We start from the raw sequence: 24833 nt of genomic DNA on the forward strand, positions 1-24833 counted from the left end.
ATAATATGCCAAAAAGGAATGGTTTTAGCCGAAAATATATCGCTAAAAATAAATGTTACCTATCCCATAGGATAGGAAATAGACCTGAATACAAAATCAACAAGCGACGCCGATGCAGGCGCGCAACAGGAGAGTACATGTCCCATGTAGCCAGTGAGGCCGCAGTCGCGGCACGCTTAGATGGTCTTCCCGTCGGCCGTTTTCACTACCGCATGATCTTCCTGATAGGTGCAGGCCTGTTTCTGGATTCCTTTGAGATCGCTCTCGCCGCCAGCGTACTGGCTGCCCTGCTTAGCGATGGCTGGAGCACACTGTCGCTCAATTCGCTATTCATCTCCGTCACCTTTGCCGGATTCATCGTCGGCGCCTGGTTCTCGGGCATTCTGGGCGACCGTCTTGGACGCCGGTTCTGTTATCAGATCAATCTAGCCCTGTTCGGGTTCGCTTCGCTAGCAGCAGCATTTATGCCCAACATGGAGCTGCTCATCGCGCTGCGTTTCCTCATGGGTATCGGCATGGGCGGGGAACTGGTACTCGGTTTCGCCACGCTCAGCGAGTTTGTGCCGCCTAACAAGCGAGGGCGGCTGGTGGCACTGCTTTCTTTAATCGCTCAGTCCGCGGTCTTTGTGTGTGCACTGCTGGCGTTATGGGTGATCCCCAACCTGGGCTGGCGTTGGATGTTCGGACTGGTCGGCGTGGCCGCTATCGCTATTTGGCTGGCGCGCAAGAACATGGCGGAATCGCCGCGCTGGCTGGCGTCCAGAGGGCGACACGAAGAGGCCCATGCAATCATCGACGATATTGAACGCCAGTTGGGCGTCGGCGGCCAGGACTCGGAGAGAAAAGCGACACCGATCAGCGCACCGCTCACGCGCTCGTCGGTCACTGACCTGATGCTTCCCGGGAGGCGTCGTGTGCTTGGTGTGGGTATCGCCATTATGGTGATCATCCAGACCTGTCTCTACGGCTTCGTCAGTTGGATCCCGACACTATTGGTTCAGCAGGGTATGGACATCGTTAAGTCGCTGCACTGGAACATGGTGATGACGCTCGGTGGGCCCGCCGGCGGTATTCTTGCGTTGTTGCTAGTCGATCGTGTCGGACGCAAAGGCATTCTTGTTGTCGCGGCGATTATTGCCGCCGCGCTGGGGATGCTTTATCCGCGCTTAGACGTTGAGTCCTGGGTGATGATGACGGGTTTCCTACTGCTGACCGCCATTTACGTTATCGTGGTAGTAGGACAAGCAATCTATTTGTCCGAGCTGTTTCCCACTAGGCTTCGTATGCGTGGTACCGGCGTCTGCAATACCGTGGCACGAATCATCGCTACCTTTATTCCTTTCATTGTACCTGCGCTCTATGCGGCTGGTGGCATGCAGCTCGTTACTAGCGTGCTGTCGGGATGCCTATTGGCGTTTGCTCTCATCGTGGCGTTTGCCGGACATGAAACTCGTAAACGCTCTTTAGAAGAGAGCAGCTCATGAACTTGGCCGAGCGCTACGCCGGCTTCGGTCCGATATTGCATCGTTACGGCAGCGATAGCCTCCTGATCGATCTTGCCGATGGGCCATCGCCCGATCTGGCCCGACAGAAATGCATCTGGTATTTGGATGAAGTGATCGCGACCTGGCCTGATGTGATCGAAACAGTGCCGGCGGTCAATAACTTGCTATTGGTTTGTCGCGACGCAGGCTCGGTCTTACGCGTCAGAGACCGGCTGCGGCGTGGAGAACTTGAAGGTGATGTCGGTACCGCGCCGGGCCGAGACATCGTGATCCCCGTCCGCTACGGCGGAGCTGGCGGGCCCGACCTGATTGCAGTTGCTGAACATTGCGGCCTGAGCGTGGCTGCACTGGTCAAGGCGCATTCGGACGCTGTATATAGTGTGCTGTGCCTTGGCGCGCATCCGGGCTTTGGTTATCTCGCAGGCTTGCCATCTGCGCTAAGCGTGCCGCGGCACGCTTCTCCACGGACTCGTGTCGAAGCTGGGTCGGTAGCTATCGGCGGCAGTCAGGCCGGCGTGATTGCCGCCCCAACGCCTAGTGGCTGGAACCTGATCGGGCACACCGATCTCACGTTTTTCGATCTGCACGCACAGCCGCCGAATCTGCTGCGATCGGGCGATCGACTGCGCTTCGAAATTGAGGACATTCTCTCATGATGGAAATTCTACAGAGTGGCGGGCTAACCACGGTGCAGGATATTGGCCGCCGTGGCCAGGCTCGCCTCGGCATCAGCCGCGCCGGGGCTCTCGATCGTCTAGCGTTGAGGGTGGGCAATCGCTTACTGGGTAACCCGCCGGAGACCGCAGGACTCGAGATATTGCTGCCCCCATTTCGTGCACGGTTCGAAGTTGATACCGATATCGCGGTGACCGGTGCTGGTGCGCGGCTGCATGCGGGGAGGAAGCGCTTGCCGCCGTGGTCGCGGGTCAAGCTGGCTGCGGGAGAGGAATTACGATTGGAAGCGCCGATGCGCGGACAGGCGGTCTATCTCTGCGTGCGATTTGGCATATCGGTACCGACGGTGCTCGGGTCCCGCAGTACCGATCTTAAGTTCGCCTTTGGAGGATACGAGGGGCGTCCGCTCAGCCGCGGCGATCGTCTCGATGTACAGGCATCTTCCAGGCCTTTACTGGCCTGCGCGGTAGCACCGCCGGAGATGCAGGAGCTAGCGGCTTCTGATTTGCCTGCCACCAACTTGGCGACTCCGCTACGGTTTCTTCCGAGCATGGAGTGGTCGCACTTGGGTACCGAACGTCAGCATATGTTGACAACCAGCAAGTGGCGAGTTTCCCGCCAGAGTAACCGGATCGGTTTTCGTCTGGAGGGCGACCCGATACTATTCGAACGACCGATTGAGATGCTCTCCTATGGCGTACTGCCGGGGTTGATTCAACTCCCGCCGGCGGGCGAGCCGATCGTATTGCTTAGCGATGCGCAGACAGTTGGCGGCTATCCCCGATTGGGTGTCGTGATCGAGCAGGATCTGCGCCGCCTGGCTCAGACGCCTGCGGGGCAGGACGTAAGATTCCAGCCTTGTACGCTGGCGGAGGCTGCGGAGGCTGAAGAGAAAGAGCAACGATGGTTCGCTGAGCTTTGCCGTTGGCTGGAGGTGTTTGACTCATGAAGTATGAAGAGTTGCAGTCATTGTGTCGCTCGTTCGGGAAAAGCGGGTTGGCGATACTCGATTGGCAGGCACCGGGGTATCGCGTGAGTTTGATCGCTTCCAGATCTTATATGCAGTGCTCTTCCGCGTTACCGCGGACTGCGACTACCCCTAGTGTTGTGGCGTTGTATTCGGCTACCCACGTCGAAGCCGGCCCACACGTTGTAAAGAGCCCCGGCGTGGGCTGGGTTCGGCTATCGCACCCGTTGATGGAAGGTTCACTGGCCAGGCTCGGCGAAGCGGTCGGCGCCAACGACATTGTTGCACTGATCCAAGTCGGGCCACTGATGCTGCCTGTCCATGCCAGCAGTGACGGTACGATTACGGTGTTGCTCGTTAACGAGGGGGATACCGTCGATTTCGACGCGCCGCTGCTCCACCTGCAATCCTCACCACCAGCATGATTAGGTCGAGAAACATGATGCACAACGGTTCAGGAGACAGAAAATGAAAACGATTGATCTCAATGCCGATATGGGGGAGGGCTTCGGCCGTTGGAAAATGGGCGACGACGCTAGGCTGATGCAGATTATTACCTCGGCCAACATTGCCTGCGGTTTCCATGCCGGGGATCCCGCTATCATGACTGAGACCGTGGCCATGGCACATGAAAGGGGGGTCGGCGTCGGGGCGCATCCCGGCTTCAACGATTTGGCGGGTTTCGGCCGGCGGCGGATTCTCGATATTGGCTACGACGAGCTCAAGGCGATGATGCTCTATCAGATTGGAGCGCTATCGGCGATCGCGCGGAATCAGGGTAGCCGCATCACGCACTTCAAGGCACATGGCGCGTTGGGCAACATGTCGGCGACGGATGAAACACTATCGCGGGCACTCGTCGATGCCGTGCTCGCCTTTGATCCAGCGCTGGTGTTCGTTATCCCGCCGTTCACTGTGACCGAAACGCTGGCCGTCGAGGCTGGCCTGCAGGTCGCACGGGAAGTGTTCGCCGACCGCACCTATGCCGACGACGGCTATCTTCAGCCACGACGATTGTCGGGTGCCGTGATTCACGACGTCAATATCGCGGCGCGTCGCGCGGTGGAAATGGTCGAGACCCAGTCGATCACTACGCTCTCAGGCAAGCGCCTGGAGACGCCGATCGACACGATCTGTGTCCATGGCGACTCGCCCGAGTCTGTGGCGATGGCCTGCGGCGTGCGCGCGGCGCTTGAAGCCGCTGGTTGGTCCCTTGTTAATTTTAATGGGAAGTAGTGGATATTCCCCTTTGTCAGACTAGTTGTCTAGTTGGCGATTTTGCCTAAATCCACATTAGAGTGGGAAGCTATTTTCGCTTTATAACCACAGTGTGGCGTCGGTAGCCGCTGAGGAATGCATATCGGATACAACCCTGTATGGCTGGGTGAAAAAATGTCGCCGACAAGGAGTGCCTTTGCTAGGGAACTGTAAGGTTCGGGATGGCTGGCCAGCTGACGCCAAGCTAGCTGTGGTGATTGAAACGACCTCTTAATCAGAAACCGAACTTGGCACGTATTGCCGAGGAAGAGGCTTATATCCTGAAAAGGTCCAACGCTAGAAAGAGGCCTGCCTCCAGGATGCCGACATGCAGGAGAACCTAGATAAGGCTGCTCAGAAACAGCAGCGCGATGGCCGCCGTATAACCAGGAAGCTCAAGGCCGATGTTCGTTGCAAGGACCGAAGCTTTAGCAGAAACGATTTTGTTACTGGTGGTGTCGAAAAAGCTCGAAGCCTTTTACGGCGAAGCACCGAGCAACGAGGGCGGCTTACATCGTTGAACAAACGCATAAGGCTCTTGATGCACTTTGATGAGACGGTAGCTGGTGGCGCGGCACGCTATAAGGCCGCTGGGGTGGTGGGGCTGAGTCAACGCACCTTAAAACGTTGGCGATAAATCAATGGCGGCGTTGCTATGGATCAACGTCCATACGCTGTGCGTGTTGTGTAGCCTCATCAGCTCACTCCGACGGAAGAAGAGACAATTCTGGATACCTGTGGCAATCCGTGTATCAGAGCTTTTCGAAAGGCCTGCCTAACCTCTTTGCTGCGTAGTCGCTCATCAACGTGATGCCCGACGATTCTACGCGAGTAGGCGTCGGTCACCAGGCTCACATAGCTCATCCCTGTACGAGTTGGCATGTACACGATATCGACGACTCATGCCTGATTGGGGACGGCTTGCAATCACTTGTTCAGGGCTCGCTTTTAGCAGATGGGATGACGATAAAACGGTGATGGCTCAAGGTTGTCTTGTGGTAAGCCCGACGTCGAGTAACCAGAAGTCGTTGAGCGCGCAATAACTGAAACAGAGGGTCACGTCCCAGATGAAGTGCCGGGGCAGGTTGTTCATGTAGCAGATAATGCAGCTTGCGAACGCCGATTCGCGGTTGGCTGCAGCGTATCCCAAACACGAAGCTGACCACGCGCCGCTCTCGCAAAGCCCACACTTTATACGTACGCAATGCCCGGTACCAAGCTTGGCGGCTGATATCGAGAAACCGGTACACCTAGCTGACGGTGAGCCCTGTTACTTGCTCTTGCTCGAAGGTCTGCCTGACGGATTTTTACCGAGATTCCGTAATCCTTTTCCAGCACATTGACGACTGCTTCGAAGAATTGTGCTTTTTGCTGCGAGAACTCCAGCTGTTTCTCTAGCTCTTGGATGTGCTGCTCTGGCGTCGGATGAAGAGCTTTCATTGCATGGCTCTCAGTATATCGACTGCCTCGGGGCCCAATTATAGTTGGAGTTGGGACATCAGCTACTGCCCCTCTTCGGTGCGTGGGCAGCATTAGTATCTCTGTACCTGATCCTGGACAGCTACAGGTGCAAGATTATTGCCGAGGAAGTGCATGACTACGAGTCTGGATACTTGTTAAAACAACTGATTGGGCGTGCGCTGCTGCGTGAGAGTTACCGGCAAGCGCCGCCGGTTCTGTACTCGGATAAAGGCACCCCGATGACCTCTTACATCCTGCGTGCGAGATTGGCAGAGCTGGACATGTTGATGTCCCATAGCTGACCATGCGTAAGCAACGATAATCCCTATTCAGAGGCGCTGTTTTACTGTCCAGTATGGCCAAGAGGTCTTTACCTCGCTAGTCGCCGTTCGAGCACGCCTACAACGAACACTACCTTCATAGTGGTATCAACTTCGTTACGCCTGCCGACCGGCATCGTGGCACGGATACTAAACGCTTGGCGAAGCGAAAAGCGGTATATGAACGTGCAAAGCGCCTAAACCCCAAGCGGGTCTGACAATGTTTGGTGCTGGGAAGCCATCGGAAGTGGATAGTGGCATGATCTGTCACGCTGAGTGACGCGAGTGCAATACTTGGCATAGTACTTCAGGCGCTGTACTCATCATCTCAGAACGAGAACCTCCAAGGAGTTGTCATGCCAGCCACCCGCACGCCCTCGTCCGCCAGGGAGCGGATACATCTGTGGTGGGATTTGTTCATCATCGTGCTCGTGATCGCCAATCTGACATTGCTGCTGTTCGATAGCCTCTTCCTGATCCCCCCGCTGAACACGGCCTTCGAGGCCGTAACACCCGGGTTGCATGCGGCCTATGAGCAGAACATCCACGCCAACTTCCTCTCCATCGACCTGGCGTTCGTCGCCGTCTTCCTGCTCGATGTGCTAGCGGGGTGGGCAGTGGCCATCGCGGAGCGGCGCTACCACCGCTGGTTCTTCTATCCCTTCGTGCACTGGTATGACGTGCTGGGGTGTATCCCGCTGAGCGGTTTCCGCCTGTTGCGTGTGCTGCGTGTGGTCTCGTTATTGTTCCGTCTGCAACGCCTCGGTTTGATTGATGTTCGCCGCTGGTACCTCTACGGAGTGGCAGCCAAGTATCTCGATATATTGCTGGAGGAGCTGACGGACCGTATCTCCCTGCGCATGCTCGATAACGTGCAGCAGCAGTTGCGCGACAGCGATGACCTCTCGTCCTCTGTGATCGAGCGTGTCGTGGAGCCTCGCAAGCAGGCCTTGATCCAGGAGATCAGCCTACGACTCGAGACCATGGCAGGGGATATCTATACCCAGAACCGCGACGATACCCTGCGCTATGTGAGGGGGCTGGTCAGTCGCACCCTGGCGGAGAGCCCGGAGCTCCAGCGTGTCTCGCGCCTGCCCATGGGCACCCAGCTGACGAAAGGGCTGGAAAGCTCGCTGTCGGATCTGGCCTGTCACCTTGTCGATGAAGCCTTGGCGGGCCTGCGCTCCAAGGAGTTCTCGGCGCTGGTGGGGCATCTGGCAGAGAGTGGTTTCGATGCCTGGGCGCGCACTGACCCGAGAACTGAGCAGATCACCGAGCAGGTGCTGATCGACATGCTGGAGCTGCTCAAGGAGCGCATCGCCGTGAAGAGTTGGCAGAAGAAATACGAGTGAAGACAGGTGTGCCTGCAGGGTCATGTCGCGACTGGCCAGCGGGCAGGGCAACTCTCTGCACAGGGCAGCCCCTTGAAAGTCGGTCACGACCTCCCGACATCAGTATCTCGGCAATGGATCTGTAACACCCAAAAGGACGTCTCGATGTCATATGCACCGCAACCCTCAAGCGACACTCACGACCTCGAGCAGGCGAAGACGTGGCTACGTACCTACCAGCGAGTGCGAGCTGCCACCGAAGCGATCTGTGCGCCGCTGCACAAGGAAGACTACATGGTGCAGAGCATGGCGGATGTCAGCCCGCCCAAATGGCACATCGCCCATGTCAGCTGGTTCTTCGAGGCCTTCATCCTGAAGCCGTTCCAGCCCGGCTATCAGACGCTCGATCCCGCCTACGATCACCTCTTCAACTCCTACTACGAGACCCATGGCGTGCCGTTCCCGCGCGCCGAGCGTGGCGCAATCTCGCGCCCGACCGTCGACGATGTCTATTGCTATCGCGCACACGTCGATCAGGCCATGCAGGCCTTGCTGGAGAATCCGCCTGAGGAACATCTGCCGGAGATTCTGCGCCGTCTGGAGCTGGGTCTGCCGCATGAGCAGCAGCATCAGGAGCTGCTGTTGATGGACATCAAGCACATCCTGGCGCAGAACCCGCTGTGCCCGGCCTATCGGGATGATCTGGCGCCTGGCTTGGCACCGACACCGGAGCAGGAGGTGCCGCCGTTGGGGTGGATTGCCTATCCTGCCGGGATTCGCGAGATCGGCCATGATGCCTCTAGAGGCGGCTTCGCCTACGACAACGAGATGGGCCGCCACCGTCAGTTCGTCGAGGCATTCGAGATCGCTGACCGTCCGGTGACCAACGGCGAGTTTCTTGCCTTCATGCAGGACGGTGGATACGCCACTCCCGAGCACTGGCTGGCGGATGGCTGGGCGACGGTCAAGGCGGAAGGCTGGCAGGCGCCGCTTTACTGGGTTGAGCGTGACGGCGTCTGGCATCACTACACCCTCGGCGGCCTGGTGCCGGTGGATCTGAGCGCGCCGGTCTGCCACGTCAGCTTCTTCGAGGCCGATGCCTATGCGCAGTGGGCGGGTGCGCGCCTGCCCACCGAGGCCGAGTGGGAAACGGTGGCCCAGGATGTCCCTCTCTCGGGTAACTTCGTCGATCAGGATCATCTGCAGCCAATCGCAGCCGCGAAAGCCGAAGGCACACCGAGTCAGATGTTCGGCGATGTTTGGGAGTGGACGGGTAGCGCCTATCGTCCGTATCCGGGCTTTCGCAAGCTGCCGGGCAGCCTGGGCGAATACAACGGCAAGTTCATGTCCGGTCAGATGGTGTTGCGCGGAGGCTGTTGTGCCACGCCGGCAGACCACATCCGCGCGACCTATCGCAACTTCTTCCCGCCCGAGGCGCGCTGGGCATTCTCCGGCTTCCGGCTCGCCAGGGACAGTGGGGCATGATGGGCTGACGCCCTGCATGACGCGCCTCCGAGCACCTTCATCTGCTGCTTTCATCTGCCGCTTCTATCTTCCAACCCGTAAAGGAGTGTTCATGGCCGACAATCCCGAACCGCGTATTACCTTGCACCCGCTATCCTCGCGGGTGCGAATCCTGGTCGGTGAGACAGTGATCGCCGACACTGGCGACGCGCTGGAATTGCGCGAGAAGGGCTATCCGCCGAGGCGCTACCTGCCGCGCGACGATGTGGCGATGGCGAAGCTCTCGGTCTCTCACACCGTCACCCATTGCCCCTTCAAGGGCGACAGTACCTATTACTCGCTGCCGGATCTTTCCGACATCGCCTGGAGCTACGATCACCCCATCGAGGAGATGCAGGCGATCGCCGGGCGGCTGGCGTTTGATGGCGACAAGGTCACGTTGGAGATGGAGTGATTCAGGTGAATGACTCGCGGCCAACGTGATTCTCTTGTCGGCGCATAAGGTCCCACCGTGCTCTGCTTCAGAGATAAACCGATAGAGAACAGTGGCTTGGCGTTTGTCAGATAGTTAGAATCCTGCAGTTTGCTGCACCGCGCTCAGCCATCGGGTGCGGTGTAGCCTTACCTTTCCCTTATCCAGACTCAGTACTCCGGTTGGACGAATCACCTCGCTTGATTCCTTTCCGTACAGGCTGCACCAGGAGTCAAGACGGTGGTTGTCCCTTCGAACATTGCGCCAGTGATGAGTGTACTGCTATGCCTCGTGCTGGCCTCCTGCATCAGTCGTTACCTCAAGTCCCCCCGCATGAAAGGCCGCATCGGCGAGTGGCGAGTGCGCTGGATGGCGCGCCGACTCGGCAAGCAGGGCTATCGTGCCGTGCACAATGTCACCCTCAAGACGCCGGACGGCACCACTCAGATCGATCACGTCCTGCTCTCGCCGTATGGGTGCTTCGTGCTGGAAACCAAGCACATGAAAGGGTGGATCTTCGGCAGCGAGAAGCAGGCGCGCTGGACACAGAAGCTTCATCGCCGTTCCTTCAGTTTCCAGAACCCGTTGCGCCAGAACTACAAGCACCTCAAGGCGCTGGAGGCGACGCTCGGCGTGCCTTCCGAGCACCTGCATTCGGTGATCATCTTCGTGGGCAGCGCGATCCTGAAGACCGAGATGCCGCCCAATGTGACGCGTGGCACTGGCTTCGTGTCGTATATCCGCTCTTTCGCGACGCCCGTCTTCAGCGAGGCACAGGTCGAGGCCATGCACGAGGCATTGTTGACGGGGCGCCTGGCACCGACCTTGGCCACGCATCGCGCTCATGTGAAGCATCTCAAGCAGCGCAATGAGTCCCTGGCGACACGTCAGTGCCCGAAATGCGGCAGTGCGATGGTGGTTCGCGTGGTCAAGTCAGGCCCGAAGCAGGGCCAGCAGTTTCTGGGTTGCTCGACCTTCCCTCAATGTCGTGTCACTCAGGCGTTGTGATCTCGGGATGGCATGATTGTGGCCCCCGCATGCCGTCACCTGCCTACGGGGCCGCCACGCCATAGACTGCTGCTGGCGTACATCAATGCTAGACCGAGCGCTGATTCTCGCTTGAACGCTGACAGCTCCTTCACTTCCTTGTCGCGTCCCTCCTGGAGCATGCCGGTCAGCACACCGTGAACCGTACATCACCCATCAGGGGGAAGTCGCCAGGCGGAAGACGCCTGTCATGATCCGTGACGGATACCGTGTCACGGCGCGATCCAGTGGATGCTGGGCGTCATCCCGCTCAAGCAGATTTCGAGAGGGCCGGCTTGCGCCCGCACACAAGGTGAGGCTCAGCTTGTCGCTGACAGGGGAATGGTGCCGAAGTCTTTCGAGAGTGCGGCGATTTCACGGCCATCCTTGTGCAGCAATCGGTCGACGCTGACGTGGCAGCTCACTTCGCAGACCCCACTTTCGGCATCGACGTAACTCCTTATGCTTTTCTTCATGGCACCTTCAATGATGACTTGCTTGAGTTCTCCCTCAAGCAGAAGCGAGATGGGCAGTCGAAGGGTCGCGCCATCGTGAGGGATATCCTGCGTGCTCGCGATGGGGAACCAGTGTGAGTAGGGGGGGCTGCCTTCGGGAACATACTTCATGAGGTTCTGATAGACAGTGCCGCCCGATAACAGGAAATCAAGAAAGTACTTCATGGTGTCCCTCCCGGGAGATGTGCATCGATTCGAGGTGATGAAGGCTCATGACACTGGTTCCTTTAGCATGTCGGGGGAAGGGCGGGCCGGTATCATCAGCTTCAGGTGGTGATGTCCGCCATCCAGAGGCAAGTGGACTTCGCCTGCTTCACACAGGGTGGTGTCCCCATTGAGGTGTGCCTCTGTCAGGGTGAGGTCTTCCAGGGTGGAGTGCTTGATTTCCACGGTGTAGTGAGTCGATAGCATGCTGATGGTGGCCGTGAATCCCGGCCAGCTGGCAGGCAGGTTCGGGGCAATGATCAGCACGTCCCCTTCGCGACGGATGCCCAGGATGCCTTCCAGTCCCGCCCGATACATCCAGCCAGCGGATCCCGTATACCAGGTCCAGCCGCCACGACCCTCATGGGGGGCGATGGAATACACATCGGCAGCCACGACGTAGGGTTCTACCTTGTAGCGTGCCGTGTCCTGTCGAGACAGCGCATGATTGATGGGGTTGAGCAGCGAGAACAACCGAACGGCGTTGTCGCCCTGTCCCAGCTGTGCGTAGGCCAAAATGGCCCACATCGAGGCGTGGCTGTACTGGCTGCCGTTTTCCCGCAGTCCAGGGGGGTATCCGCTGATGTATCCCGGATCTCGCTCGGGATGATCGAAGGGCGGCCAGAACAGCAGTGCCAACCCGGGGTCGTGGCGAATCAGCTCCTCATCCAGCGATTGCATGGCCTGCAGGGCATGGCGTGGGTCAGCGGCTCCGGACAGGACTGCCCAGGACTGGGCTATCGAGTCGATACGACACTCCTCACTCTCCCGAGTGCCAAGCCAGCTTCCGTCGTCGTAGGTCGCGCGCCGGTACCATGCTCCGTCCCAGGCATGCTGTTCGATGGCCTCACGCACCGAGATGGCATGGGCACGCCAGCGTGCCGCTCGACTCGCTTCCCCCTCACGGCGTTCCGCATGAGGGGCGAAGAGGTCCAGGGTGCGAATCAGCAACCATCCCAACCAGACGCTTTCTCCCTTGCCGGCTTCTCCCACTCGATTCATGCCATCGTTCCAGTCCCCGCCGCCGATCAATGGCAGGCCGTGCTCCCCCGTCAGTGTCAGGCATTGATCAAGGCCACGCGCACAGTGTTCATACAGCGTCGCCGCCGTATCCGCGATCATGGGCTGGAAGAAGGCGTCGTGTTCATCACTGCCCAGCAGGGGGCCTTCCAGGAAATTGACGGACTCATCCAGCACCTCGATATCCCCTGATGTCAGGACATACTGGGCGCAGGCATGCGCCAGCCATACGCGGTCGTCGGATATGCGGGTGCGGACGCCCTGGCCTGAATGCGGCAACCACCAGTGCTGCACATCGCCCTGCACGAACTGGCGTGATGCGGCCCGCAGCAGGTGATGGCGTGTGGTGTCTGGACTGGCGAAGGACAGCGCCATGCCATCCTGCAGCTGATCACGGAACCCATAGGCGCCACTGGCCTGATAGAAGGCAGAGCGAGCCATGATCCGGCAGGCCAGGGTCTGATAGAGCAACCAGCCGTTGAGCATGATGTCCATGGCGCGATCCGGGGTGGAGACCTGCACGGCTTCCAGTCGATCCTGCCAATACGCGGTGACGGCGGCGAGCTCGGCATCAAGATCAGCCTGTCGGTACTGATGTATGAGGTGCCTGGCGTCTTCACGTGAATGACTCTGCCCCAGCAACGAGACGATCTCGACACTTTCTCCGGGGGCCAGTTCGATCAGGCACTGGAGTGCCGCACAGGGATCCCAGCCAGCCCCGATGGCACCGGACAGGGGAGTGTTCCCGGTGAGAGCGGCGGGAGCGGCGTGGTGCCCCCCATGCCCCAGGAACTCGCAGCGGTCTGTCGTGAATGACGTCTGCAGGCCACAGAGATCAGCGAAGGCGATGCGCCCGGCAAAGTTCATGCTCCAGGGATTGCTGGTCAGCAGTGCGCCAGTGTCATCATCCTTGCACGAGACGACGAAGGGAGCGGATGTGCCGCGGGCGAGTCCCAGTGCCCATTCGGCATAGGCGGTGACAGAGAGTCTGCGCGACCGATCAGAGCGATTCTCCAGGGTCATGCGCGAGATGCGGAGGGGGTCGTTCAGCGGGACGAAATGTATCAGGTCCACGGCAATACCCTGTGCTTCGTGTTCGAAACGGCTATAACCAAATCCGTGGCGCGCGACGTAACGTCCGTTGTCGTTGATCGGCGAGGCCGTTGCCGTCCACACCGCCAGGCTGTCTTCATCGCGTAGATAGATAGCATCACCGCAAGGATTCATCACGGGGTCATTGGACCAGGGCGTGAGGGGGTTCTCGCGGCTGTTGTCCGCCCATGTGTAGCCCGCCCCTTCTGCCGATACCTGAAAACCGAAGCCTTCATTGGCGATGACGTTGAGCCACGGAGCGGGTGTGGTGCATCCCTGCTCCAGAATCGTCACGTATTCCTTGCCGTGCTTGTCGAAGCCGCCCAGGCCATTGAAGTACTCAAGCGCTGCGGACTCGTCCTGTCGGGTGGCGGTGTGCTGCGCGGTGGGAGGCGTGGCCACCTCGGGGGATGCCGGGACGGGTGCGGGGAGCTGTATCGGCGGTATCAAGGCCAGTTGATCGGCGAGCGGCCCACGCTGAGCCAGCAGCATCACTCTGGCCACGGACTGCAGCAACAGGCGGGAGGCAAGGTTCATCAGGTCCGCACGCAGGACGATGACGGAGCCTTGATCGTGCCCTTCATGGATGCGCGGGCGTGTCTGGCTACTGTTGACGGCCGCCTCGATCGCTTGCTGGAGATCCTGGACGTAGGAAGAGGCACGCTCATTGACGATCACCAGATCGACCCCGAGACGCTTCATTCGCCAGTACTCATGAGCGCGCAGCAGCTGACGCACCTGTGCCATGTCGTCGATGGCATCGATGCGCACCAGCACGATTGGCAGGTCTCCGGAAATGGCCAATGGCCAGAGTGCGGATTGTGGCCCTGCTCCGCGGGCCATGGTGTCTCGTGAGGCCCTGAAGCGCGCGTCGGCATACAGGATCGGCGCGGTCAGGCGCTGGAAGTCCGTCGCTTCTTCCGGCGAGATGCCCAGGTGATGGAGCTGAACCTGAGCCTGGGTCCAGGCCAGTGTCTTGGCTCGTTCGTAGGCACTGCGGTCATGGTGCTTGTCGACGAGATCCAGCAAGGCCTCACGGGTGTCCGCGACCACCGTCCAGAACGCGATCCGGGTGATCTTGCCCGGCGGGACCTTCAGACAATGTCGCAGGGAGAATACCGGGTCCAGCACGGTGCCCGTGGTGTTGGTCAGGGGGTGCTCGGCCTGCAGAGCGGTCGCTGTGCGTACCGTGCGACCCCTGCCGATGAAATGCGCCCGGTCCGTCTCGTACTGGAGGTCGCTGAGGGTCTCGCCTTCCACGACCGCGAAGTGCGCTGCCCAGATTTCATCATCATCCGGACTGCGACGGCGACGTGTCGCGACCAGCGCCGCGTATTCTTCCAGGTACTCGGTGACCACGAACAACTTGGCAAACGCCGGATGGGCGTTCTCGGTCGCGGGCGCCGTCAGGACCAGCTCCGCATAGGAGGTCACGTCAATCTCGCGGGCCGTTCGCCCGCTGTTGATGAGTGAGATGCGCCGGACTTCGCTGTCGTCCTCGCCAGAGACGAGGATATCCAGATGCGTGGTCAGGTTGTCCTGGCGATGGGTATAGCGAACGTAATCCTCGGCAAAGGTGGCTTCGTGATCTGCCGGGGCGAGCGCCTCCTCATTTGTCTCGCTCGGCAGGGAGTCACTGGCCGTCCAGAGGGCTTTCGTCTTGCGGTCGCGCAGGAAGACGAAACTGCCCAGATGATCGCAGGTGGCATCCTCCAGCCAGCGACTGATGGCGATATGCTGCCAGCGGCTATAGCCCGCTCCACTGGCCGTCAGCATGATGCAATAGCGCCCATTGGAGAGGAGATGGGTGAGATGCGCGCCCACCAGACGCTGTGTGACATGGCGGATGGCACGGCTTTCACCGAGCGTCTCGTTCGGGGCCGACGCGACCTCCTCGGCGCGAGGGTGGGTGATCGACATGTCGCGCGGGACACGCTCCTGCAGCAGCAATTCGCAGGCCTGGATGATCGGTTCTCGATGGAAGCGTTCGCGCATGTTCCCGTCGTGAAGCGCGTTGGCAATGGCGACGATCGTCATGCCTTGATGGTGGGCCATGTAACTGCGAATGATCGCGAAGCGCTCGCCTGCGGAGACGTGGGTGAGAGTGAAATCGAGCGCCTCATAGAACCCGTGTCGTCCCTGGGCGCCCATTTCCTGCAGCGACAGGAAGTTCCGGTATGCCCCGACAGCGTCCACCATCGTGGCGAGGGCAGTGGCATAGGGCGCGATGACCAGATTGGCGGACAGACCCCGTTTCAGCCCCAGGCCCGGGACGCCGAAGTTGGTGTACTGATAGGTGAAGTGGCCATCGCGTACGTTGTACGCCGATTCGGAAATCCCCCATGGCACCTTCAATGCGCTGGCATAGGCGACCTGTCTGGCGACGGCCAGACGGTTGCTCTGTTCCAGAAGGCTGCCTGCCGGCGCGCGCATCACCAGCGACGGCATCAGATATTCGAACATCGAACCCGACCAGGAGATCAGCGCCGAGCCATTTTCCAGCGGAGTGGCCGTGCGCCCGAGGCGGAACCAGTGACGTGTCGGGGCATCCCCCTTGGCGATCACGAACAGACTGGCGAGGCGGGCTTCAGACGCGAGCAGGTCATAGCAGCTGCTGTCGAGGATGTTGCCCTCTACCGAGTATCCGATTGACAGCAACTGACGTTCCGGTGCGAGCAGGAACGTGAAATCCATCTCCAGCGCCATGTGTCTGGCAGTGGAGGCAATCTCGTGGAAACGTGCCATCAGGCGTTCACGAGGGTCGGGGTGGTGGATCATTCTTGCATCATGGCAATGTTCGGCAATCGAGGTGCGCATGGCACCGATCCAGTACAGCAGGTCCTCGGCCCAGGGGGCGTGGACGTGTCGCAGCACCTCATGAGCCAGGTGGGTGGCGTGATCCGCAAGAGGATGCAAGGCGGGCAGCTGTTCCATGAATCCTTCGGAGGAGGTCGCCTGCAAGTGGGCTTCCATCGCGGCGATGCCGGGGCGCAGGCGCGTCATCTGCTGAGCATGGGCCGAGGGGGCCTGTGCGAGGCATTCATGTACCAGACTCAAGTGGTCCATGATGCCCTGGTGAAGATTCTCCGATGGCAAGGTCTTCGCCCAGACGTCGCAGGCATTGGCGACGACCAGCAGATGTCCGGCCAGATTGCCGCTATCGACCGATGAGACATATTTCGGGTCCAGCGGCCTGAGATCTCGAGTGTCATACCAGTTGAAGAGATGTCCGCGATGCTTTGCCAGCGACTGCATCACCTTCAACGAGGTGTCCAGACGTTCCGCACTCTTGTTGGCCCCCAGCCAGCCGAAATCCCGGGCGGCCAGAATGGAGATGAGATACAGGCCCATGTTGGTAGGCGAGGTGCGGTGCGCGATGACGGGCTGAGGCGTTTCCTGGAAATTGTCCGGCGGAAGCCAGTTGTCGCGCGCGGTGACGAAGGTTTCAAAGAAGCGCCAGGTCCGGCGAGCGATCAAGCGTAGCTCGCGGTTTTCCTCAAAGGACAAGGCGGCCTGCGGGGCAAGACTTCTTGAGCCGCTGACCCATTGCGCTATCGCCGGGGCGGCGAGCCACAAGGCGGCGAACATCACCACCACCGGCCAGGTCTGTGGGGACTGGCTGAGCACACCGGCAGCGGCGCACAGCGCAAACAATGTCCCCGGCGCCATGCTGCGATAAGCGCCACCCAGTGACAGTCGCGGCTGCCCGGAAGTCTGAGCTGCGGTGGTCCACTCGAGAAGGTGGCGGCGAGTGATCGTCAGGCGCAGCAAGGTGCGCCCGATGGCATCCAGCATTCGCCAGGCCTGGTCTGGCAGGAAGGCAATCCACAGCAGCGTCTGGGAGGCGGCAAGCGTCAGGTCATAGCCCCATTGCTGGAAATAGTGCCGCAGATTGATGCCGGAGCGCATTGGCACAAGCGACAGCACGAGAGGGATCAGCGGCGGGGCGGCAATCACGATCATCACACACAGCGTGCCCAGCAGAGCGGCGGAGAGAGGCAATCCCCAACTGACGACCAGAAACGACAGCAGTAGCGGCGCCAGCAGTGAGCGCCGCAGGTTGTCCATGAGCTTCAGTCGTCCGGTCCATGGCATCTTGCGTGACACGATCCATGGCAGCAGCTGCCAGTCACCACGGGTCCAGCGGTGGGTGCGCTTGGCCGAGACCTCATAGCGGCACGGGAAGTCCTCGATGACCTCGATGTCTGACGCAAGACCGGCGCGCGCGAAGACCCCTTCGAACAGATCATGGCTGAGCACGCGGTTGTCCGGGACGCGCCCCTTGAGGGCTGCCTCGAACGCATCGATCTGATAGATGCCCTTGCCGGCGAAGGACCCCTCGCCCAACAGATCCTGATAAAGATCCGAGGTGGCGGCCGCATAAGGGTCTACCCCGCCGGGTGCCGAGAACAGGCGCTGGAAGAGGGAGCCCTGCCTGCCCATCGGCAGGGACGGCGTGACACGGGGCTGAAGGATGCCATACCCCTCCACGATGCATTGGCGGTGCTTGTCGAACCGGGGATGATTCAAGGGATGCGCCATCTTGGCGATCAGCTTGCTTGCGGCCCCGCGAGGGAGGCGAGTGTCCGCATCCAGCGTGATCACATAGCGTACCCCGGCCGGTATGCGTTCAGTGGGCAGGAAGGTGGTGTCGTCTGCACCGCGCAGCAGGCGATTGAGCTCATGTAGCTTGCCGCGCTTGCGCTCCCACCCCATCCAGCAGTGTTCGCTGTCATTGAAGACTCGGCGACGATGCAAGACGAGGAAGCGGGGAAATCCCTCATTGTCGCCATGGCGCAGATTCAGGTCCGCAATGGCTGCGTTGGCGAACGATAGCAGTCGAGTGTCTTCTGGCATGACGTCATGCGCCGCATCCACGCCATCGGTCAACAGGGCATAGAAGATTGAGCCTCCACCGCTGGCCAGATAGTGCACTTCCAGGCGCTCTATCTGCTCCTGGAGATCAGCCTCGCGGGTCAGCAGGGTCGGCACGGCGATCAGGGTGCGCAAGTCAGGTGGTACGCCCTCGGACAGGTCGAGACTGGGCAATGGCTGCGGTCCGACACAGAAGATGATGAGACGACTGACCAGCAAGGTCGCAAGCTCAGTGGCAGGCAGCAGCCCCAGCAGGCCGAGCAGCCACATCCATCCAGCGCTGAATGCCTCCGAGGACAGTGACGCGATGCCCTGCAAGGCCATCCACAGCAGCGCCGCGGTGGTCAGGACGATCAGGCCGACATAGCCACTGATGCCTCCTGCGATGCACCAGTGGCGAAGGTGTTGGCGCCCTGTACGTTGATATCCGAGGGTGTCTTCAAATGCCTTGCGTCCCGCCGCGATCAGCACATACCCCGGGTCACCTCGTCGCGCTGACTCATTGGCATCCTCGGTGGCACTTGCCGCCTCGCGAGCCGCCACCAGCGCGCATTGCGTGATGTGAAGTTCACTGTGCTCAGAGCCACGTGCCAATTGCTCGATGGCACTTCGATAGCTGTTGCGGGTCGGGAAGTCGAGCGTGGAGAAACGCGGAGCGTCCATGAGGCGAGCATTGACCAGGCTGAGGCTTTCAAAGACATCGGCCCAGTCAATGCTCGAGACGAAGTGCATGCTGGTAATGATATTGCGGACGGTGACGTTGGCGGCGCCCTGACGCTGCTGAGCCCGTTGTACCAACTCATCGATGGAGGAGCCCTGCAGACGGACTCGACGCTCCAGCCAGCTCATCATGGGATGAGTGCGCGTATCGATACCGCGCAAGCGCTTGGCCAGCTGGGCGACGAAAGGTGCCGTCAGCGGTGTCTTGCCCTGAGGCAGGGTGGTGGGGTCCAGGGTGTGATGCTGGCTTTCGGGAATCAACCACTGACTTGCCAGAGTGTCGGCGTCATTGCGTGCCGTCTGTTCATTGACGATCTGCTCGGCAAGCCGGCGAAGGTTCTCGATCAGCACGATGCGCAGCGTGATGGCCACCGCCCATAGCTCACCGATCGTCAGGGGTTGAACACGCTGGTAGGCCTGGATGAAGCCATGAAGCGTGTCGAGGTCGAGATGGCTGTCAGTGTGGACCACAAAGGCCCAGGCAATCCCGAAGACACGGGGGTATCCCGTGAAAGGGCCCTCGGCCAGCTTGGGCAGCTGGCGATAGTAACCGGGTGGCAGGTCATCGCGGATCTCACGTACCTGCGCCTCGATCAGATGATAATTGTCGAGTAGCCAGGTGGCGGCAGGGACGATATCGCGGTCTTCCGCGACTTCCTTTGCACTGGCGCGATACGCTTTCAACAGTACCTTGGCGTTGTCTTCAAGGCGTCTCGACAGTGGCAGGACGCGAGAGGGGGTTTCCGTCACGTTCTGTGCCAGCGCAAGGCTTGAGGCGTGCTGTTCGAGACGCTCGATGCTGAACAGCTCGCCTCGCACCGGAGCAGTGTCATGCCAGGGGGATGTCGGGGGATAAGCGCGGAATATCCTGCCTGAAAAAAGGGTCACGAGCGCTGTCCTGGTCGATGCGCGAGTCCCGGTAGGGCGCGCGGAAATCCATCACCAGACAGTATGCGATAGCCTTGTGCTTTCGTCGGTTCGCTAGCGCACACAACCCCGGTCCCGGATCCGGTCTCGGTCCCGGCTCCGGTCTCGGACTCGGCCAGCCGTCGCATGAGAGCGCAGTGCTCACAGGGAAGGGGTGTCGTCTCCTGAAGAGTCTGTCATCGGCAGTGTCATGGAATAGGGCATCAGGCGATCACTTTCCTTCTTTACCACCGCGTAGCACTCGCAGCAGAGCTGCTCCAGCCTGGGGCGGTCGAGTACCGTGATATGCCCTCGGTGGTATTCGATGACACCTTGCCTGTGCAGTTTTCCTGCGGCTTCCGTGACCCCCTCACGGCGCACCCCGAGCATGTTGGCGATCAATTCCTGCGTCATGTCCAGCTGATCGCCTGGCAGACGGTCCAGCGACAGCAATAACCAGCGACATAGCTGTTGATCGATCGAATGGTGTCGGTTGCAGACGGCTGTCTGGGACATCTGGGTGATGAGGGATTGCGTGTAGCGCAGCAGGAGGTGAAGCATTTCTCCATGCCGGTTGAATTCCGCCTTCAGGTGATGCACCGGCAGTCGCAGCGCCTTGCCTGCGCTTTGCACGATGGCACGGCTGGTAGTGCTTTCGCCGCCCATGAACACCGCAATTCCCACCAGGCCTTCGTTGCCGACGACCGCGATCTCGGCGGATGCGCCATTCTCGGTCACGTAAAGCAGTGACACGATGGCATCAATCGGGAAGTACACGTGGCTCAAGGCACTCCCCGCGGTATACAGCACCTGGCCAAGCGACAGATGGATCGGCTCCAGATGCGCTGCCAGGCGTTGGGTCGTCTCGGCGGACAATCCCGCTAGCAGATGATTCTGTTCATGCGACAACTGATCCGTCATGCATTTTCCTCCCCGAGGAAACCTGTCCCTGATGTGGGCAGGTGTTGGGGGATGGGCAGGGCACGTCTCCCTGTGCCACCCGCGTCTGTCACCTTTTGCAGCCTCCTTCTTCGGCTACCTTGTGCTGCTGTCTTCTGCTGCGATCGCCCGTTGCTGCCTACCTCTTGCGTCGATGGCGCGACAGGGTGTGCGAGGGGCTCTCGCCAAACAGGCGGCGATAGTCCTGCGCGAACTGGCCCAGATGATAGAAGCCCCAGTCGCTGGCGATCTGTCCTATCGTACTCGTTGCCTGAGGTTCACACAGCCGTCGCCGCACCTGGTTGAGGCGATTCAGGCGGATGAACTGCATCGGGCTGATACCGAGAATGCTGGTGAAACTGTTGTGCAGCGTTCGCTGGCTGACATGAGCGATGCCGCAGAGCATGTCGATGCTGATCGGGGCAGGCACTGCGCCGTTCACATGCTCTCGCACCCGCTCTACCACCTGTCGTCGGTGGTGGTAGCTGGGATAGCGGTCGGTGAGAGGTGTCCATTCCTCGAGAATGGCGGTCACGGCCAGTGACAGGATGCCCTGATGCACCTGAACTTCGAACCCCTGACGCTGCCGCTTGAGCAGTCTTTCCATCAGGAAGGTGACCGCTCGGCGAGTCTTCTGCGATACCCCGAGGCGCATCGTGTGTTGCGGGTCACTCTCCAGCAGTGTCAGCGCCGATTCCCCCACCACCGTGAGCAGCCAGTCACGCCGCAGCACGAGACAGTGGATCGCGAAAGTGTCCGGCGTGGTCAGCGCGAAATCATGCCCGCCCGGCTGACACATGATATCGCCTGCCTCAAGCGCGTAGCCATTGATCCGGCAGGGCTGGCGTTCAGCCGGAATACCGATCCACAGCGAATCCGGCCAGACATGACATTGCTGGTCCAATGCCTGGCTGGTGTATTCCTTGAATACCTGCATTCCCGGCAGATGGAGTTCATCGATACGTCCGTAGAAGGCGCCCTGACCGTACTGATCGTAGTGTTGCGACCAGTCGGTCAGGTTATGCGCCTGTTCATTGACGTCCCATGCCTCCCGTGTGCACTTGCCTGGTGCATGCTCGAAAATCCCGTGCTGCCAGGTGGCATCACTGTCGTCCGTTCGTGATACATCTTCGTGCATTTATCAATCAACTCATTGTTCTTGTTGGTATTTTCAGCTTTGCCGGATGCTGATAACGCATCACCTCGCGCTGTCGTTAGTCTGAGTCATGCAACTTTCGCGCACAGAGTCATGCCGTGAGCCAGATCGTGGGTCATGAGATTGGCCATTGGCTTCTGACCGCAGACGAAGTGTGACACCGAGACCGCAAGATCCCCGGTCTTCCCATGTCAGCGAGGTGGTGAGATGTATACGGAAACTCTGATAAATCAAACAAGACACGAGTTGGTCACTTGCCTGGAAAAATGGCACATGGCGGAAACATCGCGGATCTCGCTGCTGACCATGTCAGAGAACGCGACCTTTCTGGCCGAGGACGACGAGGAGGGGCGCAGGATCATCATTCGGGTCCACCGCCCGGACTATCACTGCCGGGAGGAGATCGAGTCCGAGCTGGCCTGGATCGATGACCTGCGCACGACGGCACGGATCAATACGCCGGCCCCGGTCATGACCACGACAGGCAGCCCTGTGTTGAGCATCTCCGCCGGTGGGCAATCCCTGCACGTGGTGGCCTTCGAGCATGTGGTCGGCAGTGAGCCGGATATCGGCGATGACTTGCCGCAGTGGTTTGAACGCCTGGGCGCGATGAATGCCACGCTGCACGAACACAGCCGTCGCTGGCAGCCCCCTGAAGGCTTCGTGCGCAAGCGTTGGGACCTGGAGAGCATGATCTCGCCCCGTGGGCTGTGGGGCGATTGGCGAAATGCGCCGGGCATGACGGTGGAAGAGGCCCAGGCCATCAATGCTGCCATCCCCTATCTCAAGTCGGAAATCGCGCTTTATGGCACGGCACCACAGCAGTTCGGTCTGGTCCATGCCGACCTGCGCTTGACCAACCTGCTGGTGTCACGGGACAGCATGGCGATCATCGACTTCGATGACTGCGGCTTCTGCTGGTATGCCTATGACTTCGCTGCGGCGATCAGCTTCCACGAGACGGATCCGTGCGTCCCGCAGCTGCGCGATGCCTGGATCAAGGGGTACCGCTCGGTGGCCGAGTTCTCGGCGGCAGATGAGGCAATGCTGGATACCTTCATCATGCTGCGTCGCATTCTGCTGTGTGCCTGGCTGGCCACGCATCAGGAAAGCAAGGAAGGCAAGACATTGAGTGATGGTTTCAGCCGGGATACGGCCATCATGGCGCGGCACTATGTTCAGCAACGAGGGGGCCAGTCACGAGAGGGCCAGCAAGGTGTCGTGCAGACACTGGGCGTGCAGACACCGGGCATGCAGGAACACGACGATCAGGCGGATGTTGATCGGACGAGTACTGTTCGGACAGGTACAGATCGGACAATCAATGACAAGGTGAGGATGGCGTGATGGAAAAGGTACGCGGGATTCTGGATCAGAACGCCTTCAGCATGGCGCACATCGACAAGGCAGATGCGCGAATCGGCGCACTGGTGCGCAAGCGGCTGGAAACGGTAGGGCCGACGTCCATGCTCTTCTATGAGGAGCCGCTGCACATCGTACGAGGGGAACGGGTCTGGTTGTTCGATGATCAAGGCAAGCGCTACCTGGATGTCTACAACAATGTGCCGTCCATCGGCCACTGCCATCCTCGCGTGGTCCAGGCGGTCGCCGAACAGATGGGGACCCTCAACGTGCACAACCGCTATCTGCACGAAGGCATCCATCGCTATGCCGAGCGCCTGCTGGACACGCTGCCGCGCACGCTCAATCGACTGGTGATGATGTGTACCGGCAGTGAAAGCAATGACATGGCGCTGAGGCTGGCGCGTGGCTGGACGGGCCGGCAGGGGATCATCGTCACCGAGGCGGCCTATCACGGCAACACGGCCGCCGTGACGGAAGTTTCACCGTCTTCCTACAAGCAGGGAACGCCGCCGGATCACGTACATATCCTGCCGATCTCCCGGATGAGTGAGCAGGCAGACCCAGCCGCCTGGTTCGCCGAGCAGGTGCGGTACGGCATCGAACAGCTGGAGGCGAGGGGTCATGGATGCGCGGCGCTGCTGGTCGACTCCATCTTCTCGAGCGATGGCATCTATGCCGACCCCGCAGGTTTCCTGAAGCCCGCGGTCGAACTCCTGCAGTCCCGGGGCGGCCTGTTCATCTCCGATGAAGTCCAGCCCGGCTTCGGGCGCACGGGACAGGGGATGTGGGGCTTCTCGCGCCACGGCGTGACGCCGGATGTGGTGACCATGGGCAAACCGATGGGCAATGGCTTCCCGATGTCGGGGCTGGCGGCACGTGAGGAGTTGCTGGCGGTGCTGAACGCCGATGTGGGCTACTTCAATACCTTCGGCGGCTCACCGGTGGCCGTGGCGGCGGGCACGGCGGTGCTGGACGTGATCGCCGAGGAAGACCTGATGGCCAATGCCACACGTCAAGGCGAGTACTTCAAGCGACAGCTCCAAGATATTCAGGCACGTTTCGAGGAGGTGAGCGATGTGCGAGGCGCCGGGCTGTTCCTGGGGCTGGATCTCTGTGACCCGACGCGTGACGGAGCGCCGGACGCCCAGCGCACCACGGCGTTGATCAACGACCTCAAGCGCAATGGCGTGTTGATCGGCGGGGCCGGCAAGTCCGGCAGTACGTTAAAGATTCGCCCGCCACTGTGCATCGAACGCTCGGAAGCCGACCTCTTCCTGGACAGGTTCGAGCAATCCTTGAGAACGACTGCCAGGTAACCCACTCGCAATACGTCATGGATCATCGATGAATAACTCCGCTTCGGAGTGGCAGGTTGCAATTGATAAGCAGGGTATTGCACTGGCTCGTGCGGTAATGGCTCACGATGTAATTGCTTGAAGGCGTCTGGTGAGACTTTTCGATGAGGTAATATGCGCGTCTTCCTTGGCCTATTACGTGATTCATCGGCCTGGGGGCAACGCTTGCCAAGGTGCAAGCCTTTCGCGAGTGGTTGCTGGAGGAAAG

General features: G+C 60.1%; 17 protein-coding genes. 12 read left to right on the forward strand and 5 right to left on the reverse strand.

What is annotated here, in order from left to right:
- Positions 1-137 precede the first annotated feature (137 nt).
- The 6 genes from HXS65_RS03295 (at position 138) to HXS65_RS03320 (ending at position 5041) form a co-directional block, all read left to right on the forward strand.
- Positions 138-1484 carry an MFS transporter gene (locus HXS65_RS03295; protein WP_176493072.1) on the forward strand — a complete coding sequence of 449 codons (1347 nt, stop codon included), beginning with the start codon at positions 138-140 and terminating at the stop codon, positions 1482-1484.
- A complete protein-coding gene (pxpB, locus tag HXS65_RS03300; RefSeq protein WP_176493073.1) occupies positions 1481-2161 on the forward strand; it encodes a 5-oxoprolinase subunit PxpB in 681 nt (226 codons plus the stop codon). The genes HXS65_RS03295 and pxpB overlap by 4 nt, the downstream gene beginning before the upstream one ends.
- Entirely contained in the window at positions 2158-3129 is a 972-nt protein-coding gene (locus HXS65_RS03305) for a biotin-dependent carboxyltransferase family protein (RefSeq protein WP_176493074.1), read from the forward strand. The genes pxpB and HXS65_RS03305 overlap by 4 nt, the downstream gene beginning before the upstream one ends.
- A 110-nt stretch (positions 3130-3239) precedes the next feature.
- Entirely contained in the window at positions 3240-3572 is a 333-nt protein-coding gene (locus HXS65_RS03310; RefSeq protein ID WP_255304425.1) for a biotin/lipoyl-containing protein, read from the forward strand.
- A gap of 43 nt (positions 3573-3615) precedes the next feature.
- On the forward strand, positions 3616-4383 hold the full coding sequence (locus HXS65_RS03315) for a LamB/YcsF family protein (protein ID WP_176493076.1): 768 nt from the start codon (positions 3616-3618) through the stop codon (positions 4381-4383).
- Positions 4384-4732: 349 nt separating this feature from the next.
- Positions 4733-5041 (forward strand): hypothetical protein, encoded by a 309-nt coding sequence (locus HXS65_RS03320; protein ID WP_176493077.1) that lies wholly within the window; start codon positions 4733-4735, stop codon positions 5039-5041.
- A 554-nt stretch (positions 5042-5595) separates the two neighbouring features.
- Here the strand turns inward: HXS65_RS03320 and HXS65_RS03325 are convergent.
- On the reverse strand, positions 5596-5844 hold the full coding sequence (locus HXS65_RS03325; protein ID WP_176493078.1) for a hypothetical protein: 249 nt from the start codon (positions 5842-5844) through the stop codon (positions 5596-5598).
- Positions 5845-6541: 697 nt separating this feature from the next.
- Between HXS65_RS03325 and HXS65_RS03330 the strand changes: the two genes are divergently transcribed.
- The 4 genes from HXS65_RS03330 (at position 6542) to HXS65_RS03345 (ending at position 10460) form a co-directional block, all read left to right on the forward strand.
- Positions 6542-7537: an ion transporter gene (locus HXS65_RS03330; RefSeq protein WP_176493079.1), complete on the forward strand. Its 996-nt coding sequence runs from the start codon at positions 6542-6544 to the stop codon at positions 7535-7537.
- Positions 7538-7681: 144 nt separating this feature from the next.
- Positions 7682-9001, forward strand: coding sequence for an ergothioneine biosynthesis protein EgtB (egtB, locus tag HXS65_RS03335; RefSeq protein WP_176493080.1), 1320 nt, complete (start codon positions 7682-7684; stop codon positions 8999-9001).
- A 91-nt stretch (positions 9002-9092) separates the two neighbouring features.
- Positions 9093-9434: a DUF427 domain-containing protein gene (locus HXS65_RS03340; protein WP_176493081.1), complete on the forward strand. Its 342-nt coding sequence runs from the start codon at positions 9093-9095 to the stop codon at positions 9432-9434.
- Between the two features lie 288 nt (positions 9435-9722).
- Positions 9723-10460 carry a nuclease-related domain-containing protein gene (locus HXS65_RS03345; RefSeq protein ID WP_176493082.1) on the forward strand — a complete coding sequence of 246 codons (738 nt, stop codon included), beginning with the start codon at positions 9723-9725 and terminating at the stop codon, positions 10458-10460.
- 338 nt (positions 10461-10798) lie between these two features.
- Here HXS65_RS03345 and HXS65_RS03350 read toward each other — a convergent pair whose 3' ends face one another.
- The 4 genes from HXS65_RS03350 to HXS65_RS03365 all read right to left on the reverse strand — a co-directional run bounded on the left by HXS65_RS03350 (position 10799) and on the right by HXS65_RS03365 (position 21887).
- Positions 10799-11158 carry a hypothetical protein gene (locus tag HXS65_RS03350; protein WP_084208949.1) on the reverse strand — a complete coding sequence of 120 codons (360 nt, stop codon included), beginning with the start codon at positions 11156-11158 and terminating at the stop codon, positions 10799-10801.
- A gap of 45 nt (positions 11159-11203) precedes the next feature.
- Positions 11204-19792 carry a GH36-type glycosyl hydrolase domain-containing protein gene (locus HXS65_RS03355; protein WP_176493083.1) on the reverse strand — a complete coding sequence of 2863 codons (8589 nt, stop codon included), beginning with the start codon at positions 19790-19792 and terminating at the stop codon, positions 11204-11206.
- Between the two features lie 180 nt (positions 19793-19972).
- Entirely contained in the window at positions 19973-20731 is a 759-nt protein-coding gene (locus tag HXS65_RS03360) for a Crp/Fnr family transcriptional regulator (protein WP_141391901.1), read from the reverse strand.
- A 157-nt stretch (positions 20732-20888) separates the two neighbouring features.
- Positions 20889-21887 (reverse strand): helix-turn-helix domain-containing protein, encoded by a 999-nt coding sequence (locus HXS65_RS03365; RefSeq protein ID WP_176493084.1) that lies wholly within the window; start codon positions 21885-21887, stop codon positions 20889-20891.
- 291 nt (positions 21888-22178) lie between these two features.
- Between HXS65_RS03365 and HXS65_RS03370 the strand changes: the two genes are divergently transcribed.
- Together HXS65_RS03370 and HXS65_RS03375 are read left to right on the forward strand one after the other, a co-directional pair.
- Positions 22179-23252, forward strand: coding sequence for a phosphotransferase enzyme family protein (locus tag HXS65_RS03370; protein ID WP_255304402.1), 1074 nt, complete (start codon positions 22179-22181; stop codon positions 23250-23252).
- Positions 23252-24586: an aspartate aminotransferase family protein gene (locus HXS65_RS03375; RefSeq protein ID WP_176493086.1), complete on the forward strand. Its 1335-nt coding sequence runs from the start codon at positions 23252-23254 to the stop codon at positions 24584-24586. Before HXS65_RS03370 ends, HXS65_RS03375 begins: the two co-directional genes overlap by 1 nt.
- Positions 24587-24833: the final 247 nt, after the last annotated feature.

The organism is Cobetia sp. 5-25-4-2 (genome assembly GCF_013374075.1).
Classification (GTDB): Bacteria; Pseudomonadota; Gammaproteobacteria; order Pseudomonadales; family Halomonadaceae; genus Cobetia; species Cobetia marina.

Excerpts from the sequence above, each read along its gene's own strand:
- HXS65_RS03295 (WP_176493072.1), top strand. The coding sequence starts at position 138 with ATGTCCCATGTAGCCAGTGAGGCCGCAGTCGCGGCACGCTTAGATGGT.
- pxpB (WP_176493073.1), top strand. The coding sequence starts at position 1,481 with ATGAACTTGGCCGAGCGCTACGCCGGCTTCGGTCCGATATTGCATCGT.
- HXS65_RS03305 (WP_176493074.1), top strand. The coding sequence starts at position 2,158 with ATGATGGAAATTCTACAGAGTGGCGGGCTAACCACGGTGCAGGATATT.
- HXS65_RS03310 (WP_255304425.1), top strand. The coding sequence starts at position 3,240 with ATGCAGTGCTCTTCCGCGTTACCGCGGACTGCGACTACCCCTAGTGTT.
- HXS65_RS03315 (WP_176493076.1), top strand. The coding sequence starts at position 3,616 with ATGAAAACGATTGATCTCAATGCCGATATGGGGGAGGGCTTCGGCCGT.
- HXS65_RS03320 (WP_176493077.1), top strand. The coding sequence starts at position 4,733 with ATGCAGGAGAACCTAGATAAGGCTGCTCAGAAACAGCAGCGCGATGGC.
- HXS65_RS03325 (WP_176493078.1), bottom strand. The coding sequence starts at position 5,844 with ATGAAAGCTCTTCATCCGACGCCAGAGCAGCACATCCAAGAGCTAGAG.
- HXS65_RS03330 (WP_176493079.1), top strand. The coding sequence starts at position 6,542 with ATGCCAGCCACCCGCACGCCCTCGTCCGCCAGGGAGCGGATACATCTG.
- egtB (WP_176493080.1), top strand. The coding sequence starts at position 7,682 with ATGTCATATGCACCGCAACCCTCAAGCGACACTCACGACCTCGAGCAG.
- HXS65_RS03340 (WP_176493081.1), top strand. The coding sequence starts at position 9,093 with ATGGCCGACAATCCCGAACCGCGTATTACCTTGCACCCGCTATCCTCG.
- HXS65_RS03345 (WP_176493082.1), top strand. The coding sequence starts at position 9,723 with ATGAGTGTACTGCTATGCCTCGTGCTGGCCTCCTGCATCAGTCGTTAC.
- HXS65_RS03350 (WP_084208949.1), bottom strand. The coding sequence starts at position 11,158 with ATGAAGTACTTTCTTGATTTCCTGTTATCGGGCGGCACTGTCTATCAG.
- HXS65_RS03360 (WP_141391901.1), bottom strand. The coding sequence starts at position 20,731 with ATGACGGATCAGTTGTCGCATGAACAGAATCATCTGCTAGCGGGATTG.
- HXS65_RS03365 (WP_176493084.1), bottom strand. The coding sequence starts at position 21,887 with ATGCACGAAGATGTATCACGAACGGACGACAGTGATGCCACCTGGCAG.
- HXS65_RS03370 (WP_255304402.1), top strand. The coding sequence starts at position 22,179 with ATGGCGGAAACATCGCGGATCTCGCTGCTGACCATGTCAGAGAACGCG.
- HXS65_RS03375 (WP_176493086.1), top strand. The coding sequence starts at position 23,252 with ATGGAAAAGGTACGCGGGATTCTGGATCAGAACGCCTTCAGCATGGCG.